This window comes from Bradyrhizobium sp. USDA 3256 (genome assembly GCF_054058275.1).
Genome location: NZ_JBSSAE010000002.1, coordinates 882,691 through 899,504 on the forward strand (window position 1 = coordinate 882,691; position 16,814 = coordinate 899,504).

General features: G+C 59.5%; 16 protein-coding genes and 4 pseudogenes. 6 read left to right on the forward strand and 14 right to left on the reverse strand.

The window, feature by feature from the left end; translation table 11 throughout:
- Window positions 1-87: 87 nt before the first annotated feature.
- The 4 genes and pseudogenes from tnpC to sctV form a co-directional block, all read right to left on the reverse strand.
- Window positions 88-1,443: pseudogene (tnpC, locus tag ACVWY5_RS05835) on the reverse strand (IS66 family transposase); the annotation flags it as partial.
- A gap of 74 nt (window positions 1,444-1,517) precedes the next feature.
- Window positions 1,518-1,862, reverse strand: a complete 345-nt coding sequence (gene tnpB, locus ACVWY5_RS05840; protein WP_028338262.1) for an IS66 family insertion sequence element accessory protein TnpB — start codon at window positions 1,860-1,862, stop codon at window positions 1,518-1,520.
- Window positions 1,859-2,206: a transposase gene (locus tag ACVWY5_RS05845; RefSeq protein ID WP_028352414.1), complete on the reverse strand. Its 348-nt coding sequence runs from the start codon at window positions 2,204-2,206 to the stop codon at window positions 1,859-1,861. Before ACVWY5_RS05845 ends, tnpB begins: the two co-directional genes overlap by 4 nt.
- Window positions 2,207-2,288: 82 nt before the next feature.
- A pseudogene (sctV, locus tag ACVWY5_RS05850) lies at window positions 2,289-4,035 on the reverse strand (type III secretion system export apparatus subunit SctV).
- 1,339 nt (window positions 4,036-5,374) lie between these two features.
- On the opposite strand from sctV, the pseudogene ACVWY5_RS05855 reads away from it, so the two are divergent.
- The 3 genes and pseudogenes from ACVWY5_RS05855 to ACVWY5_RS05865 form a co-directional block, all read left to right on the forward strand.
- Window positions 5,375-6,387 (forward strand): annotated as a pseudogene (locus ACVWY5_RS05855) (IS5 family transposase); the annotation flags it as partial.
- A gap of 332 nt (window positions 6,388-6,719) precedes the next feature.
- Complete coding sequence (locus tag ACVWY5_RS05860) at window positions 6,720-6,887, forward strand: hypothetical protein (protein WP_244481916.1); 168 nt, start codon at window positions 6,720-6,722, stop codon at window positions 6,885-6,887.
- Window positions 6,863-7,024, forward strand: a complete 162-nt coding sequence (locus ACVWY5_RS05865) for a hypothetical protein (RefSeq protein ID WP_321177204.1) — start codon at window positions 6,863-6,865, stop codon at window positions 7,022-7,024. The genes ACVWY5_RS05860 and ACVWY5_RS05865 overlap by 25 nt, the downstream gene beginning before the upstream one ends.
- Before the next feature lie 932 nt (window positions 7,025-7,956).
- Here the strand turns inward: ACVWY5_RS05865 and ACVWY5_RS05870 are convergent.
- The 8 genes and pseudogenes from ACVWY5_RS05870 to ACVWY5_RS05905 all read right to left on the reverse strand — a co-directional run bounded on the left by ACVWY5_RS05870 (window position 7,957) and on the right by ACVWY5_RS05905 (window position 14,141).
- Window positions 7,957-8,268 (reverse strand): hypothetical protein, encoded by a 312-nt coding sequence (locus tag ACVWY5_RS05870; RefSeq protein WP_321177205.1) that lies wholly within the window; start codon window positions 8,266-8,268, stop codon window positions 7,957-7,959.
- A gap of 86 nt (window positions 8,269-8,354) precedes the next feature.
- Window positions 8,355-8,605: pseudogene (locus ACVWY5_RS05875) on the reverse strand (integrase); the annotation flags it as partial.
- Between the two features lie 79 nt (window positions 8,606-8,684).
- Entirely contained in the window at window positions 8,685-9,602 is a 918-nt protein-coding gene (locus ACVWY5_RS05880) for a hypothetical protein (protein WP_028337982.1), read from the reverse strand.
- 90 nt (window positions 9,603-9,692) lie between these two features.
- Window positions 9,693-11,006, reverse strand: coding sequence for a DUF2130 domain-containing protein (locus tag ACVWY5_RS05885; protein ID WP_028337981.1), 1,314 nt, complete (start codon window positions 11,004-11,006; stop codon window positions 9,693-9,695).
- A gap of 20 nt (window positions 11,007-11,026) precedes the next feature.
- Window positions 11,027-11,368: a helix-turn-helix domain-containing protein gene (locus ACVWY5_RS05890; RefSeq protein ID WP_051376412.1), complete on the reverse strand. Its 342-nt coding sequence runs from the start codon at window positions 11,366-11,368 to the stop codon at window positions 11,027-11,029.
- Window positions 11,365-11,736 (reverse strand): type II toxin-antitoxin system RelE/ParE family toxin, encoded by a 372-nt coding sequence (locus tag ACVWY5_RS05895; RefSeq protein ID WP_028337979.1) that lies wholly within the window; start codon window positions 11,734-11,736, stop codon window positions 11,365-11,367. The genes ACVWY5_RS05890 and ACVWY5_RS05895 overlap by 4 nt, the downstream gene beginning before the upstream one ends.
- Window positions 11,737-11,786: 50 nt before the next feature.
- Complete coding sequence (locus tag ACVWY5_RS05900; RefSeq protein ID WP_321177206.1) at window positions 11,787-12,068, reverse strand: hypothetical protein; 282 nt, start codon at window positions 12,066-12,068, stop codon at window positions 11,787-11,789.
- Window positions 12,069-12,131: 63 nt separating this feature from the next.
- A complete protein-coding gene (locus ACVWY5_RS05905; RefSeq protein WP_321177207.1) occupies window positions 12,132-14,141 on the reverse strand; it encodes a phage infection protein in 2,010 nt (669 codons plus the stop codon).
- Window positions 14,142-14,277: 136 nt separating this feature from the next.
- Between ACVWY5_RS05905 and ACVWY5_RS05910 the strand changes: the two genes are divergently transcribed.
- Together ACVWY5_RS05910 and ACVWY5_RS05915 are read left to right on the forward strand one after the other, a co-directional pair.
- Complete coding sequence (locus tag ACVWY5_RS05910) at window positions 14,278-14,616, forward strand: DUF3768 domain-containing protein (protein ID WP_028337978.1); 339 nt, start codon at window positions 14,278-14,280, stop codon at window positions 14,614-14,616.
- A gap of 11 nt (window positions 14,617-14,627) precedes the next feature.
- Window positions 14,628-14,954 (forward strand): hypothetical protein, encoded by a 327-nt coding sequence (locus ACVWY5_RS05915; protein WP_028337977.1) that lies wholly within the window; start codon window positions 14,628-14,630, stop codon window positions 14,952-14,954.
- On the opposite strand, the gene ACVWY5_RS05920 is transcribed toward ACVWY5_RS05915, so the two are convergent.
- A complete protein-coding gene (locus ACVWY5_RS05920) occupies window positions 14,951-15,241 on the reverse strand; it encodes a hypothetical protein (protein WP_028352393.1) in 291 nt (96 codons plus the stop codon). The two genes, ACVWY5_RS05915 and ACVWY5_RS05920, sit on opposite strands and share 4 nt — an antisense overlap.
- A 164-nt stretch (window positions 15,242-15,405) precedes the next feature.
- Entirely contained in the window at window positions 15,406-16,038 is a 633-nt protein-coding gene (locus ACVWY5_RS05925; RefSeq protein ID WP_321177208.1) for a hypothetical protein, read from the reverse strand.
- Between the two features lie 361 nt (window positions 16,039-16,399).
- On the opposite strand from ACVWY5_RS05925, the gene ACVWY5_RS05930 reads away from it, so the two are divergent.
- Window positions 16,400-16,783 carry a hypothetical protein gene (locus ACVWY5_RS05930; protein ID WP_321177209.1) on the forward strand — a complete coding sequence of 128 codons (384 nt, stop codon included), beginning with the start codon at window positions 16,400-16,402 and terminating at the stop codon, window positions 16,781-16,783.
- The last annotated feature ends 31 nt before the right edge of the window (window positions 16,784-16,814 follow it).

Genomic DNA, 16,814 nt, shown 5'->3' on the forward strand with positions numbered 1-16,814 from the left:
CGAACTGCGACACCGGCAACTGGCGAAAGCCGCCGGACCAGTAAAGCCTCGCGACCTACGGTCACCGCGCCAGTCGTCGACTCTACCGAGCTCGATGCGGCCATCGGTCAGGAAGCGTTCGAAGATGGCACGGCGCGAGACGGCATAACGGATCGCCTCGGCCAATTTTGATTTGCCGGAGATCCGCCGCAAGGTCTGCTGCCAGAGATCGAAGAGATCTGTGACGATCGCCGCGGAGGCTTGCTGGCGCGCGGCAACGCGAGCGTCGGGGCTTTGACCGCGCACGGTTTTCTCGACCTGCCAGAGCTTCGCCATCCGCTCGACCGTCGCCGTTGCCACTTCTGAGCTCCCAGCAACATGCAGCTCGTAGAACTTGCGCCTGCAGTGTGACCAGCAGCCAGCCAAGGTGATGCCATCATTGCCGCGATCGGATCGCGCGAGCTTGTTATAGGCGGCATAGCCATCCACCTGCAGGATGCCGCGATAACCATTGAGGTGTCGGACCGCGCATTCGCTGGCGCGGCTGTCTTCGAAGCGATAAGCCACCATCGGCGGACCGTTGCGGCCAAAGGTTCGGTCATCTCGGGCATAGGCCCATAAGTAGGCCGTCTTTGTCGATCCGGAGCCCGGAGCGAGCGTCGGCAAAGTGGTTTCGTCGGCAAAGACCCGTTCGGCCTTCTTGACCTCGCTGAAGATGTAGTCGGCCATGATCTCGAGCTCGAAGCCGAGCTTGCCCATCCATTGTGCCATCAGCTGGCGGTCCAACTCGACATGATCGCGGGCGTAGATAGCCTCCTGCCGGTAGAGCGGCAGGCCATCGGCATATTTGGCGACGGCGATCTGGGCCAGAAGCGCTTCCGTCGGAATGCCTCCTTCAATGATATGGGCCGGGGCCGGCGCCTGGATGACGCCGTCCGCGTTCTTGAAGGCATACTTGGGACGGCGCGTGACGATCACACGGAACTTCGCCGGCACCACATCCAGGCGCTCCGACACGTCCTCGCCGATCAGCACCTTCTGCTTGCCTGCATGCTCAGCCAGCTCGTGCGGCTCAATGACAGTTTCGATCCGTTCCAGATGGGGCGCAAAGCCCTTGCGCCGACGCGGTGCACGCGTGCCATCCGCCTGCGCACGGCCCTTGCCGACCTGGGCCTTGATCGCAGCGATGCCGGTCTCGATCTCCTCGAAGACGAAGGCCTGCTGTTCATCGTCGCCGTTCGCCGAGCCGAGCTTTTCCGATCGTCGGCCGAACCGGGCGCGGTCGAAGGCCTTCAGGATCTGCGTCAGCCGCTCGATGCGCGCATCGGCATCGGCGCTGCGGGCCTTGAGATCGGCGACCTCGCTCTCCAGAGCATCGGCGCGGGCCGCTTTCTCGGCCATGGCAAGAACCATGGCCTTCAGCGTCTCTACGTCATTCGGGAGACTAAGATCAGGCGGCGTCATTGACCCGACCAGAGCACATTTTGCTCCGTTTCTCTTGCCCTTTCAGGCCGCTGATTCACTTCGCCGCAGTGCTTTTACCCAACAATCTCCGGCCGCTTGACCGCCACGGTCCGGACCCGCTTCCAGTCCATCCCATCCACCAGTGCCATCAACTGCGCGGGGTTCATCTGTACCCGATGATGTCCGATCCGCGGCCAGCAGAACCTCGCCTTCTCGAGACGTTTTAAATAGAGGCACACGCCGGAGCCATCCCACCATACGATCTTGATTCTGTCGGCTCTTTTGGCCCGGAACACATAAAGCGCACCGTCGAACGGATCTGAGCCCGCATCGCGCACCAGCGCAACAAGCCCATCGATACCCTTGCGGAAGTCGACGGGATGGCTGGCCAGGAACACCTTCACGCCGGAGGGGATCATGCCGAACGTACCGCCCGGATCACCCGCTGTAGCTGCGCCTCGTCGACGTCCACGCCGGCGCGCACGATCACCTCGCCAATGGCAATTTCGATCACCGCGCCTGACACAGACGCCATCTCACCCCCGCAACTCGAGTGCCGCTCGCGATAATGTCGTTCCGCCCGAGCGTCACGGCGCCACGCGAACAGCTGCGACGGGTGAATGCCGATCCGACGAGCGATCGCCGATACGCTCGCGCCAGGCTCCAGCGCCTCTGTCACAATTTGCGCCTTGAACTCGTCCGACCAGCGTCGACGAAGCTGCCGCGGCGCTCCCTCAAGACGGTCGGCGACCGCTTCGATCATATGGAAGGTTCTAGTTCCAGAACTAGGCGCAGACATAGAAGCTCACATCGGCTCACAAACTCAGCAGCCGATAGCCGATTGCTCACCCCTTGCGCCAGACGGGGTCTCTTTTCCGCTTACGAATGTAGGCTGGTAGCAGGTTTATGCCGAAACAGTATTGGAAACAGATTTGCCGTTTGAGCGCACAACGCACATGCTCGGTCAGCATGACGGTGTCCTTCTCATTTTGGGTCGATGCGGCCAGTGCCGTGAGGATGGTGCGCATTACGCAACGAAACGCCTTCTGAGATCAGTCTCTGCAAGACCTCGGAAATTTTCTGCAGAGATGCTGAACGCAGCACCTCCTTTACGAGGTCTGGAAAGGGCGCTTCCATGCGGGTCAGAAGAATTTTTGTTTCCTGGATGCCAATGAACTCCTCGGCGTGCCTGCGCAGAACGCGACTAACATGGTAGCCAAGAATCTGATTCGATTCGAAGAATGGGATGCTGGCAGCTCGCAACGACTCGCGATGTGCAGTGCCTACCCAGACTACTTCAATCTCAGGCAGAAAGGACCTGTCCAAAACAAATGGAATGCCCATAGTCTCGAGGTTCTCAGGGGTATCGCGCGCCAAAACATGTTGTGACCACAGTCGTCCTTCACCATAGGGCATTTCATTCACCATGATGATGTACGTTCCATCCTTGCAGCTGTCGTTGACCCGCACATTGATCTCTGGAAGAGGGACACCGAGATCAAGAAGTAGTGCCTGCCGCACGTTCGCCAACTCCTCATTTAATAGATCGCGCTGGATCATGGCTTGAACGTCGTGACCAATGTCGACCATCAGAGGTACGGTGAACGTGATGCCATCATCGGCTGCTCCTCGCCCGGCCGATTCGGCCGGCGCCGTTAAGATCCCTCTTCGGTTCGGCGAGTAATCCAATGCCCGTGACGAGGGCCGCCGAATACGCTGCAGTTGCCAGCCGCCGCCCCCAATCGCTACTGCTAGGATCATGAAGATCGTCATAGGGAAGCCTGGCACGAACGAAAACAGGAAGAGAATGAATGATCCAACGATCAAGGCACGTGGCTGTGCGCTGATATAGTCGCCAATAGGATTGCCCAGATCGGCGCCTTTATCTTCATCATTTACTCTCGTGACGATAAAGCCTGCCGTGATCGCGGTGAAGAGAGCCGGTATCTGACTAACAAGCCCATCCCCGATGGTCAGGATCGCATAGACCTCGAGCGCCCGATCCAATACCATTTCCTTTTGAAGCAAACCAATCGTGATCCCGCCGACGATGTTCACGGCAATGCTGATCAAGCCCGCGATGGCGTCACCCTTGAGGAACTTCATGGCGCCGTCCATAGCACCATACAGCTGACTCTCGCGCTCGATCGCAACGCGGCGCCGACGTGCCTCTAGAATATCAATGCTGCCGGCACGCAAGTCGCCGTCGACGCTCATTTGCTTGCCAGGCATCGAATCCAGAGAGAAGCGTGCAGCGACCTCGGCCACGCGCTCAGATCCTTTCGTGACCACGACGAACTGCACAATTGTCATGATCAGGAACGTGACCGCACCCACCACGAGGTTGCCGGCCACCACGAAGTCGCCGAAGGTCTTGATGATCTGGCCAGCGTCCGCGTGCAGCAAGATGGTGCGTGTCGCGGCGATGCCAAGCGATAGCCGGAAGAGCGTCGTCAACAACAGCACCGACGGGAAAGAGACGAACGCAAGGGGGGATCTAATATAGACCGCCACCATCAAGAGGAGAGCTGAGATTGCTAGATTGAGGGCCTGCAGCACGTCCATAAGGACTGGCGGTAGTGGAATGATCATCAGGAAAATGATCGTGATCAACAGCGCCGCAAGAACAATATCATTGCGGCCGGTCGCACCCGTCAGGATTCTGCTGAGATAGGTCACACTGGCCACCTATGCGGCTTGCCTCGTAGCATCGCGTGATCCGAACGTCTGTTGACAGACCTCGCTTCGACCAACACCCGCAGCACCCAGAATCGGTGCTCCCGTCGCGTAGCTGAAATTGCTTCGTGGCGTAGCGGTCTCGTTGCAATCCGCTGCCTACAGCAAAATAGGGATGGCCATCCATACCGTAGAGGTATGTAAGGATCGACCGGTGCATCGCGCTCGTCGGTCGGGACTGATGGGCGGCTCTGCCATCGGAAGGGAATATCGAACAGAATCCGATTGCGCTCTGCATGAGAGACGGCGAGCGCGTCGTGGATCACGACGCGGCCAGGCTTCACAACGTGCTTCTGGACTGAACAGCCTCATGCGCGTCCCGTCAATTTCGCAATGCGGAGGCACCGCACTACGCGCGATCGGCGTCGCGGAAGTATCGATCGTCGACTTCAGCTCGACGCTCGGTCGCTGTAGCAGTGCAACATGCGCAGCGAATGTGAAGACCTCTCCGAGGACGGTGCTCGGCGCCGTAACATTGGCTTTCCGAAGTGGGCCGATGAGGCTGGGAGCACCAGTCCAGGCACCGGCGAGGCACACTAGGCGCGTGGCGTCCGGCACCGGCGGAAATGCGGTCCGGATTCGTGGAGCGTGGCTAGCCCAAACATTCGCAGATCCATCCTTACTCTGGCCGGGAAACAACCATCGCCCAAGTGTGACACAGATAAACGGATCGTCCTGAACGAGGTCCAGCGGCATCCATTCCAGCCAATCACTTGCGATAGTGACATCGGGATCGACGGTCGGTTCTGCGATGCAGCGCGTTATTGCTCCTACGCACGGCCTATCAAGCCATTCATCCGAAATCGCCGTTGAGGTCGTCACACACTCCCAAGTGCCTGCCGCAGTCACGAAAGTACCTTCGCAATCTGCTTCGCTCCGATGCCATCGTTTGTGATGCAAGCCAAGAATACCGCGTCGGCGAGACCTGCGTCGCTGTAACCGTCGGATGTGTATACGTAGGAGCCATGTATCTGTGCGAAGCGCCCATACGGCATCAGATCCGACGCGCCGGACCACGACAGTAAGCAGTTGTCCGTGAACAAGGCTCTAAGCGATTGAGCTGGAGTCTGTTTTTTCGATTCAGAGCCGTTTGAGATTGCAGGGATTGGAGGGTTGAGACCTACAAACCCCGGAAATTCGTTCGTGGCTTCCCCTTTGTCGCGAGCCGTGATTCTGTGGTGCATCGGAGAGGACGATGCGACCGAAGAAGCACAAGACGACGGGATCAAATGATCTGTTCCGGGCGCGGCTGGACCAGATCATCAACATGAAGCACGAACTGGTTCTGCTCGCCGGCAAGGTCGACTGGACTGGATCGACGGCGAGATCGCTCCGCTCTACAGCGAGAACGGCCGGCCCGGGATCGAGACCCGCTTCATGATCGGGCTTTTGCTGCTCAAGCACATTTACGGACTGTCCGATGAGGGAGTGTGCGAGCGCTGGGTCCACGACCCGTATTTCCAGTTCTTCACGGGCGAAGAGTTCTTCCAACACGCTTTCCCGCACGAGCGTTCGGACCTGAGCCATTGGCGCAAGCGGCTCGGCGACAAGCTGGAGCTTTTGCTGGCTGAGAGCCTGCGGGTGGCGCACGAGGCCGGCGCGTTGCGCAGCCAGGACCTCAAGCGGGTCACGGTCGACACCACGGTGCAACCGAAGGCCATCGGCTTTCCGACCGATGCCAAGCTCTTGCATGCGGCCATCAGGGGGCTCAACCGCCTGGCGAGACAGCACGGCGTCAGGCTGCGGCAATCCTATGCTCGCGTGGCCAAGGCAGCCGCGATGATGGCGGGTCGCTACGCTCATGCCAAACAGTTCGGGCGGCATCAGCGGCAGTTGCGTATCCTGCGCAGCCGGCTGGGCCGGATCATCCGCGACATCCGTCGCAAGATCGAGGGCCAGCCAGCAGAGGAGACGTTCGCACTCTCGCTTGGCCGAGCCAGCCAGATCCGCTCGCAGCAGCAGCGCCAGCGTGGCTGGAAGCTCTATTCCTTCCATGCCCCGGAGGTGGAGTGCATCGGCAAGGGCAAGGCCGCCGCGCCCTACGAGTTCGGCGTGAAGGCCTCCATCGTCACCAACAACCGCCGGGCCCCCGGTGGCCTGTTCGTGCCGCACGCCAAGGCACTGCCCGACAACCCATACGACGGTCACACCTTGCGGGACGCCATCGACCGCACCGAGACACTCACCGGCTGTTCGATCGAGCGGGCCTCTGGATCGACCATCATATCCAGGTCGATGCGTAACCTGCGGACATCGCCCAACGATATGGAGAGGTGGATCCGTTGGTAGCTATCCCGTTGACTTTTGCTTAAGTACTACGCCGCCTCCGGACGAATACGCCATGTCGCGCCGGGTGTGTATGCCTTCGTCCCGCCGCACCTGGATCCGGCGAACTTCCATCCCGACCGGATAACTTCACGAACTTCTGGCCTGGAACTGGAAGGCCGCACGCGAAGCCGAAAAGCGAGCCGTGGCATGACGAAGCCGAAGCAACGGCGGGGAACGCGAAAAGCACGCAAGACGACGATGCGGACCATGCCATGTCGTTCGAACGGCTCGGACAATGGATGAGCGAGCGCGCCAGGTCGCCGACGCTTCGGCATCCGCGGGCGGCGTCGCTCTCCATGCTCGACGGCGCTGTGGCCGCGGTGGTCGCCGGGCCGGTTTCGATGGCCTCCGAGGAATGGGGTGCCCGCTCCTCGGCGTAGATCCCGACGCCTTCAATCATGACACCGAGGAGTTTTCGGCGATCGCCGAAGTCGACCCGCAGCCCTGGTGCATGGGCTTCTACACCGTCATGAAGCTTCGGCTTCTCGTCTGGTCGCGGCTGCTCTCCGCGAACTGAACCGAACACCTTATGCTGCGGCCGATCTTGGTCCATTGCATCGACGACGCCGGTCGGCCCTTGCTACCCCCGGCCCGGCGCACGCTGTGAACGCAGCCTATCGTGCAAAACGCCTGGCGCGACATTCCAGCAACCATCGAGGCCCTGCGGCAGTTCTGGATGCCTATACGCTTCAAGCGCAGTGCGTAGGCGGTCCGTACCAAGCCCGTGGCCCTCTCGTACCATCTACATCGAAGCCATCATCCTGCTGCCATCTCAGTTTTAGCCTATAACGAGAGGTTCTGGTTCTGAGGTGGCTTAGGTGACGGCCTAGTCGCCATAAGCTCCGCGATCGCGGCAAGCACGGCGCTCGTTTCGGTCTTCCCGTCAGACCAGTCTCGGAGCGCCGCTATCGCGTTCTGCAAAGCCTCTTCACGGGTCACGGCATGATCTCCACGAAACTTCGCGCTTGGAGCCGAGCCCGCTAGACCTCCAAGCCTACAGAAAAGACACACGGACGGAAGAATGCGCCGTTCGTGCGAGTTACCGGTCAAGACCAAGCTGTCTTCGCGAGGGCCGTCACTAAGGCCGCCAAGCTCATACGTCTCTCAGCAACCGGCGTGCCAGGCGAACCTGGAATAATAGTGCCAAAATAGTACGCTTCGGCGCACGGCGCGTGCGGATTTCCGACGTGCATGTCATCAACTGGACATCGTTGAGCGAAATCAGACGTGCGGCGCTCGTCATGGTGTACAACGATCAGCTCGCGGGGCTCCACGCCGAGAACAACGCGATGAGACCCGTGCTGAGCCAATAAGAGACACTCCGTGACTCTAGCCCCGCACAATCCGCCCTGACAACCGGCTCACCTTGATTTTCCAATTGAAAGCGACCGACCTGGACGAGGACTTGAAAGTCGAGGCAGAATGCGGTTTCGCTGCCCTAGAACAAAGCTAGCGTAGAAGCCACCCCAGGCTGCAGTCAGCAGGATTTGGAAGACTGTCAAATGACGCGTAGGGATGGGCCGCGAGTGCCGCGAATTTTTGCGCGGCTGATATGGCGGCCTCGCTGCCCCACTTCCGCGAGACGTGCTTCGCCGGATGCGTTTTCAGCACGGAAAGAGCCAACCGGATGATAATTCGCCCGAGCTGGTCGATCAGTTCGTCGAACGCGACAACAAGATCATCTTCCGAACGGCTCGGCCGCGGCAGCGGCGGGACGTTTCGAATGGCCAGCGCTACTTTGCCGACCACTTCGTCCACCAAGCCCAACTATCTCGCCGGCGCGCGCGTCGAGGTCGTGCCATGGAATGCGGCGCGTCCCCGCGCGCGGCGCTCGGCGGCAAGGAGTGCGTGTCCGTGAGCGCCTTTCCGTCAAGCAGTCCTTCAACATAGCCGGCGATCGTGTCGGCAGCCATAATCAGAGCTATGTCGAGCGTGCGGATTTAGTTTCTGGTGACAGAGTCCTTCATGGCCAACGAGCGCGGCGATGGTGACTCTGTGAAGCCGAGATCATTCGCGAAGCTGTGGCGTAAGAGTGCGGCGTGATATCCGAGAGCGTCGAATCTTCGAAAATCTGCTTTCAATGATTCGCGAAGCCTCCAAGCTTTCATTTAGGAATTGCCCGTATGTTTTGGGCATGACCAAGCGCGTGATTTCAGTTCGACTTTCGGACGAACGCCTCAAGCAACTTGATGAGGTGTGCAGCCGGCTGGGCATGAACCGCTCGCAGGTTCATCGAAAGCGCGGATCAGTTGATTGCCACGCTTGCCCATGTTGCCGGGATGGAGCGGGCCAGACACGGACGGTCCTTTAAATAGAAAGGCTGCCGATGTCGGCTCGTCTTCGATCGTCAAACGCGCGGTCTGCAGGTCGGATTTCTCGCCACCCCAATCCTTCGATACATAAGGCTCCCCGATAATGTCAGCGAAGGCTTGTTTCACCGCTACCTCAGGCATGCTCTCGATTGCTTTGAGGTCGGCTGCTGTTGGTTGGGGACTGTGCTCGACCCGTGAGAATTGATCGATGTCCTGCGCATAGACGCGGATCGACGTTGCAATAGGCATCGGAAGGGGACCGGCAGCTTCGATCTCCTCGCCGATAATGTAAGGAAAAACCTCAACTCTATGTCCGTGAAATTCGAAATGACCGGCAACAAGCATGCGCTTCTTGCCCTTTAATACCCCGACAGAGGTTGTCGAGAAGAAATGATCGATGCTCATCTCTCCAAGCATGTCGAACTCGGTCGCCGCTAGAGGAATAGCCGCTTTCAGGGTGGCGTTCCTAGGCGGCTTTCCTTCTTGTGCCCGCCTGATCGCCTCGGCTGCGCCGGAAAACGTGAAGACGCCCCAGACGAAACCCAAAATGCGTTTGTCGTCGACATCCTTGGTGGCAACCACCTCGGCGAGGTTTGAAAACCGACCTTGTCGCAACAGGTCTTGAGCTGTCGCGGCAACGTCTCTCATTGCAAGTACCCGATCGCCCGAATTCTCGACGAGCGGGCTTTGCGCTTCGATCGCGAAATTAACGTCAGCGAGTAAGCCAAGGCGCCGGCTGTTGAGATAGTACGGAAAAAGTCGATGGCGCTCAAAGCCGGCCATGGTCAACGCACTCCAATACTACGCTTTCGCGTTGTTACCCCGTTGGTCTCTGAAATCCCGCTAGCGCAATGCTGGATACGCCCCGCCAACTCATCCGGCCTCCCGTTCCGTGCTCATGCTGTCTTCCAGTAGCGGCAGGTCTAAGCTCGGAATCTCTGGCATGGCCTTGCCCGCGATGGCTTGTAGGTCTCCGACCATCCCCACCGTGCTGTCGATAACCGCTAGGATCTGGGTTTCCCGTTTCGCCCACTGCCGACCCATGAACTTCCGTTCCTTGTCGAGATCCTCGCGCATATCGTCGAACTTCTCAACGACGGCTTCCACCCGCTGTCTGAATTTCGTCCCTGTCAGGTAGTTGTAGACCTGCTCCATCTTCGTTTGCTGACCTTGCTGGACCAGTCGTGAACTGCTGACGTCGATCAGAGCCTGGCGGAGCGCGACCGCCACAGGCAGCGCACAGCGAGGATGAGCCACCCAGACACCGTCCACCAGGTCGAACTGCTCAATATGCTTGGGTAGGGCGTGGGAGATGATCAGAGCGACGTCAGCGCCGGAGCGGCGCTGGTCGTCACGCAGCTTAGCCAGCCACCCGTCGCTCCAGGCTTTGGTTCGCTTGGTCTCCCAAAGGATGATGCCGGCGGGTTGGCTGATCGATCCGTTGACCTGCTGGATAACGTCCGCGCCAAGCTCGCCTTTGCCGACCGGTTCAATCGTATCGGTTGGAAAGCGGCCGCGAAGCAGCTCTTCGAGTTCCAGTTCGAGGACCTCGCCCTGCGACTGCTGTGAGCCCTGCTCCGCCTTCCGCTTCAACTCTTCGATGGTGCGTGTCATCGACTCGATGGTCTGGTCCTTTTCGGCGACGCGCAGCCGCGCGGCTTCATCAGCTTCCTGTCGCGCTTTGGTTTGAATCGGTTCAACCGAGGCCTGGACACGCTTCTCGACGGTCAGATCAAGCTCCCGCTTCTCTTCGTCGAGCGCCCGTTGCTTGCGCAGCAGCTCAGCTTGCACCTGCTGCGCTTCCGCCAGCTTGGCGTTGTTCGCTTCCAGCATTTGCCGAAGCTCGGCCAATTCGTTGGTGCGCGCTAGCAGTTCAGCTGCGGCTGCATCTTTGGCTTTCTTGGCTTCCGCAGCGACGAGTTGACTGCGCTCAGCCGCCAGCCGGCTGGCCACCTGGTCCGCGATCTGCTCACGATCCTTCTGAAGCTTTTCCCGCTCTTGCTGGAGCACTTCGGTCTTTCGTGCGACCTCCGCGTCCTTGCTGGCGAGCTGTTCCTGGAAACGTTGGCGTGTCTCCGAGAGCAAGGGCGCCGCGAGAGATTCCGTGAGCCGGATCTCGTGGTTGCAATTGGGGCAATGCAGGGTGGGTTCATGCGCGGCTCCAGCCGCGGTCGCCTTGAATGTCATGAACCCTCCCTTTGGTCTCGCTAGGCCGGAATAAACGTGATCCGGCCGGCTTCGCCGCGCTTCCGATGCGGCTTTACCGTGATTTCGACATCCTGATCGAACGCTGTCAGCATCCGCAGCAGCTTTTCCACCGAAACCAGCTTGAAATGCCCCCGCAGCAGCTTGGACAGGTCGGGTTGCTTCATCTCGACCAGTTTGGCGGCTTCGGTCTGGGTAATTTCCCGATCAGCCATCAGCCGTTTCAGCTGAACGACGAGAGCGGCCTTGAGCTGATGCTCCTCGGCGTTCGGTAGGCCGAGATCAGCGAAAATGTTGCCGGAGCCCCGGCTATGGGCGGGCAGCTTCTTCTTCGTGCTCATCATCGGTCTCCCTTGGTTGCCTTGTGGATGGCCTCGGCGTCGCGCAGGCGCTGCCGGACCAGGTCAATGTGCCGCTGCGGCGTGGCGATGCCGCTGGTGGACTTCTTCTGGAACGCGTGCAGGACGTACAGGACACCCTCCAACCGCGTTGTGTAGACGGTTCGGTAGGTGTCGCCGTCAAAGTTGTCGCAAATCTCTAAAACGCCGCTGAAGCCCTTCAGGGGCTTCGCATTGCGCGGGTGTTCGCCGAGCTGCGCTTCGAAAAGGGACTGGCCGATCTCGCTTCGGACGGCCGCGGGAAAAGCCCGCAGGTCCTTCTTGCTCGAACCCACGAAAACCGTGGGTTTGATCGTGCGCAGTAGATCATTCACGGGGTTATAGTAATATATCTATAGGTCGCTGTCAACGGCTACGCCGTGCGCTAACTCAGCTTGCTGACATCCTGATAGAGGGCGCGCAGGTGGTCGTCGGACATGTCCAGGATGGGCTCGTACATAAACGAATTCAGTTGGATGTTTTCCGGCGTCATCAATACGACCCGTTGAATGACCCGCACGGCGCCATCGTCGCAATCCTTGCACGCCTGATAAAGCGACAGAAGCCTGGTGGTCTGGAGCGCCTTGATGGCGTCAACCTTTTTCTGGTCATTGATTTTCTTGACCATGAAGCTCTCTGCCGAGAAACGCGCGGCCAAGGACAGCACGATCTTGTTCTCAAGCTTCGAGGTGCTGCCATCCTTGATGCATTGTGCCGCTTGCGCCTGAATCTAGGCCATCACCGTGTCACCGGGTTTTTTCCAGGCGCCTGTGCCGCCAAACAGCCCGGTGTAGATCTTGTCGAGATCGGCCTCGGTTATCGAGGCCGTATCCGCCTTGCAGTGGAGGAGGGAGGTCAGGCGCAGGTAATCGGGGTCATCTTCACCCTTGGTATATTCGATCAGGTTGCGCATGAACGGTATCGACGCGATCCGCTTCATGGGATCATTGAAAAACGCCTTTTTCCAGTCGCGGACGAACACATTTTGGATGCCGGAGGCGCGCGCCAGCTGCAGGCCGGCTTCGCTCTTAGACGCCATGTAGCATTGCGAGTAGGGGACGAGCAGCCGGCTGTTGATGGTACGGAAGAAGTCGAAGTTGTGCGTCAGAATGAGTTGGGTGAAGATCGCGTCCTCGCCGATTTCCATCAGGTACTGGATGATGGCGTATTTGTTTTTATAGTCGAAGGAGTCGGCGATGTCGTCGACCACCAGCAGGGTCTTCTGCCCGGATCTGCGGCGTGCCTGGATCTCGAAGATGACGTTGAGCACATAGAGGGCCTTCTTCTCGCCGGTGCTGAGGACCTCGACCAGCGATTCCTTTTGGACCTCCGCTGAATCCTTGCCGTCCTCGAAGCGGAACCCGAGTGACAGCATGGGCTCTTGCCCGAGCATCACCGAAAGGCGGTTCTTGGCTTCCAGCTTGAACGGCACGAAGAACCGGCTGTTGAAGACGTCGATGACCTCTTCCCACTGCGTGCGCTCGGCCGCGGCTTGAGCCTCGATCTCGGCCCGCCGCTTTTCCGCAGCCTGGAACTTATCGACGACGTCGACATATGCGTCCCAGTTGGCCTTCAGATAGGATTTCCAGACCTCTTCCCGGAATTTATCGATATTGGAGAGTTCCGGCAGAATGTGCTCGTTGTTGGAGACATATTCATCGAATTCCCGCACGGTGGCATTGCGCTGGATGAGCTTCTCCAGATCGCCGAATTTCTTGCGCAGGTCCTTATCGCTGGAAATCTGCTCTTTCTCGGCCTTGATAAGCTTCTCAAGTTCCTTTTCATCCCCGATGTCGATCGTCTTGTCGGCATTCAGGCGAATGGAGTGCTTGGCCTTGAAGAAGCCGTTATCCGCGAGGCTCTTCGCGATCGTGGCAGCATTATAATAGTTGAAGACGCCCTTCTTGAAATAGGTCGAGGCGGCCAGCAACTCGTTGTATTTCTTGATGTAGGATTCGATCGCGGTCTTGACGTCCTTGGTGTTGAGGAGCGTCAGTACCTTTTCGTCGAAGATGATGTCGTAGTTGATGTCCGCGAACGCCTGCCCTTTTTGGGAGGCGAGTTCGTCCCTGATCCGGATCAGGGCCCGATAGAATTGCTGTTCCTCGCGCGTGAAGGTGAGCGATATCTCCTTCTCGATATCCTTTTTGGTGCCGGACTGCGCTTTCAGCGCTGCGAGCAAGCGCTCCTTGGCGGCATCAATGTCGAGGTGAAGTTTTTCATACTCCTCCCGAAGTGGCGCATTGACGAGAAGCGTCGATGTCCTCTCGGTGTGGCCGAACACCTCGTCGTAGGGCCGGACCACCAGTACGCATTCCGGGGCAATCTCAGTCCCGGTTTCGTCGATGACCTTCCGGGCGGATGGGCGTTCGGGGAACACGCGGTCTCCTGAAGCCTTGCCGTCCGCGATGTCCTGAAAGGTCTTTGCCAGGGACGATTTCATGGCGCCGTTCGGCGCATAAATGGCGCAAGCGCTGCCTGAGCCGAAATCGAACTGTTCCTTGAGCGCCTTGATGCCGTAGCAGTGCTGCAGCTCGACGTTCAGCTGTTTCATACGTATTCCCCCAGCGCTCGCCCTCGACTTACGAGCGCTACCCGATTCAAGTTTAGCGCGCGCGATCACCGTCGTGCAATCGCAATTGCGATTTTGCTTCCTCGGCATTTGGTCGAGTCGAGTGCCCCGTTGAAGGTCTGCACCAACCCGGCCGGTAAGGTCGGGGTGAATAGGCCCGTAGCGCATGCCGGCAAGGCATCCACCCGCATCCCGAAGGCGGGGCCCTCGGGCGGAGCCTCCTTGCCTGCCCGCTCAGACCTGCGGGCCTTGAATTCTCCCGACCGGCCGCGATGGCGCAGCCGACAACAAGGGAGATACTCAAATGCTCAACGACACCAACGCCGAGAAAATCCGCAGCCTCAACGACAGCTTCAGGCGCAACCTAGTTTTCGGCGGGACCGTCCTGCTTACACCCGGTGTGACCAGCCTCAAAATCGACCGCCAAGCCGAGCTGCTCGAAGCGGTGCGCAAGTTCGACAACTTCACGCCGGACAACGATCCACACGGCGAGCACGACTTCGGCGCGATCGACCTAGGTTCAGACCGCTTCTTCTTCAAGGTCGACTACTACGACCAGACCGGCTCGATGGGCTCGCCCGATCCGGCCGATCCGACGGTCACCCAGCGGGTCATGACCATCATGCGCGCCGACGAATACTAGGAGGCGCCGACATGACCAAGATCCCCAACGTCAACGACCTTTGCGACGCCATCAGCGACTCCACGCTCGACGAGCACACCCAACGAGTCCTTATCGGCAGCTTGGAAGCGGCCGTCTTGATCGCCGCGAACGCCCTAGCTGAGCACTACGGTGTTGTTGCCAAGCATGCCGAGTACGAAGCCGGCTGCGGCGGGCTCTGCGTAAACTTCTATCCAGCCCACGAAGGCCAGGAATGCCCGGACGTGATCGACGCTGGCGACGAAGCGGCGACTGGCCGTGAGGCCTGCGCACCGCAGCCATCAAAAAGAGCGCCCGTGGGCGCTCTTTGCGTTCGCTAAACGATTCTCCTCGGCAGCCCGATGATCTTGCCGCCGATCTTGGCATCGGCCGGTATCGGTGTGACCTCCGTGCCGGTGAGGTCGAGATTGCCGGTCACAATTAATCCGTCCGGCAACTCCTTGAGCCCGGTGTCCTTGAGGATCAGGTCGCCGTTGATGGTCACGCCTTTGCCGATCTTCCCCAAGAGGACGCCGGTCATGTCGATACCCTCGGGGCTGTTCGTGCCATCGAGAGGAAAGTCCCACCGATAGCCCGGCGGGTTATAGCCCGGTTTCAATACCAGCATTGTTTGACTCCATGTATCTTCCACCGCGCCTGGAGGCGCGTGGTATGGATGAAACGGTATGTGGAAGTGGCAGCAGTATGGGACAGCGCCGATGGATTTCAATCCTTGTCGCGGTCAACAGAATCCAGCGCATGAGAAAGGGGCCCAGCAGGCCCCTTCTGTCGCTATTTGCCGATGAAGTTCGTCACGGCCATGCCGAGCATCTTTTCGGCGATGGGCCGCGCGTCACGGCCTTCCTCGACGAAAAGGTTGATGAAGCCGCTGTACCCGTCAGTGCTGCGGAACTGGACGAGGTAGTTGTCGCGGCTGCCGTACATCTTGCAGAACGCCACGTCCAGATACGGCGGATAGCCCTCCACGATGTTGCAGCACTCATAGAGGATCGTGCGGCTCTCCCTTGTCCACCGTGACCGACGCAGGTGCTTGCACTTCGGGCAGTGAATGGTTGGACGTTCCATCGCTATTCCTCCCATTTGCCCCGTGTAGTCAGTCAGAGCCATGCCGAGCATCTTTTCGACGATGGGGCGGACGTCGCGGCCCTGCTCGACGAACAGGCTGATGTAACCGCTGTAGCCGTCAGCGCTTCGGAACGGGACGTGGTAGTTGTCGCGGTTGCGGTACTTCTTGGTAAATTCCACCATCAGGTACGGCGGGTAGGGCTCCACGACGTTGCAGCACTGATAGATGATCGTACCGGCCGTTTTATCGAAGGCCACCGGCGCCGGCTGCTCGCACTTCGGGCAGTGAATGGTTGGCCGTTCCATAAACCGCCTAGGTGCTGACCGCTCGTTACTCATGTTCTCCTCGTTGGCCCCCGAATCACGCCGGGACGCAGGATGCGGGGCACGAGGCCCAAAAAGTTCAGTTACAAGTTCAGTGTGAGGCGTAGCGTTGCTACTGCAAGGGGCGGGCCGCAATGGCGATGCAGCGGCGTAGCGCGCGCGTCACCGATAAAAAAAGCCCCGCTGGCGCAGGGCTCAGATGTAGGCCATGCAACAATACAGGCCTGCCGACAGATTACCGCAGCGGCGACTCGCCGACAACAGCGCGTGACGGCACGGTATCTAAGGAAAACAGCGCAGGGGTTGCTGCGCGCGTCCGCTGGCGCGGCCGTGCTCGCACCCCTTGCTGACCAACACAACCAATGAAAGAATGACCATGACCATGACCATGACCCACAATTCATGGATTTGTACCCTCACCATCGACACAGCCACGCCCGATGCCATTCAGGCGTTCCGCAAATGGCTCAGCCAGTACGGCCCACCGGTGCCGCGCCGCGATAGCGACGTCATCGCCAAGTACGTGAGCACCATGCTGGCCGCCTGCGCCAAGTCGCGGGGCACCGCTGCGGCGTTCAGAGCAACCAGGGCCCGGCCCATCATCACCGCGCCCTGGCGCCACGATGCGGCCTTTGAACAGGAACCGACACCCTTGCTGGCCGAGCTTTCCCCGCAGCGTAGGCGTCAGCTCAACGGGCTCGCCTATTGTGCCTTCGGCGCCCTTATCGTGCTCGCCTGCATCGTCACGTTCGTCCTCTGACATGCAGGCCCGATTGACCGACTTCCCTGAT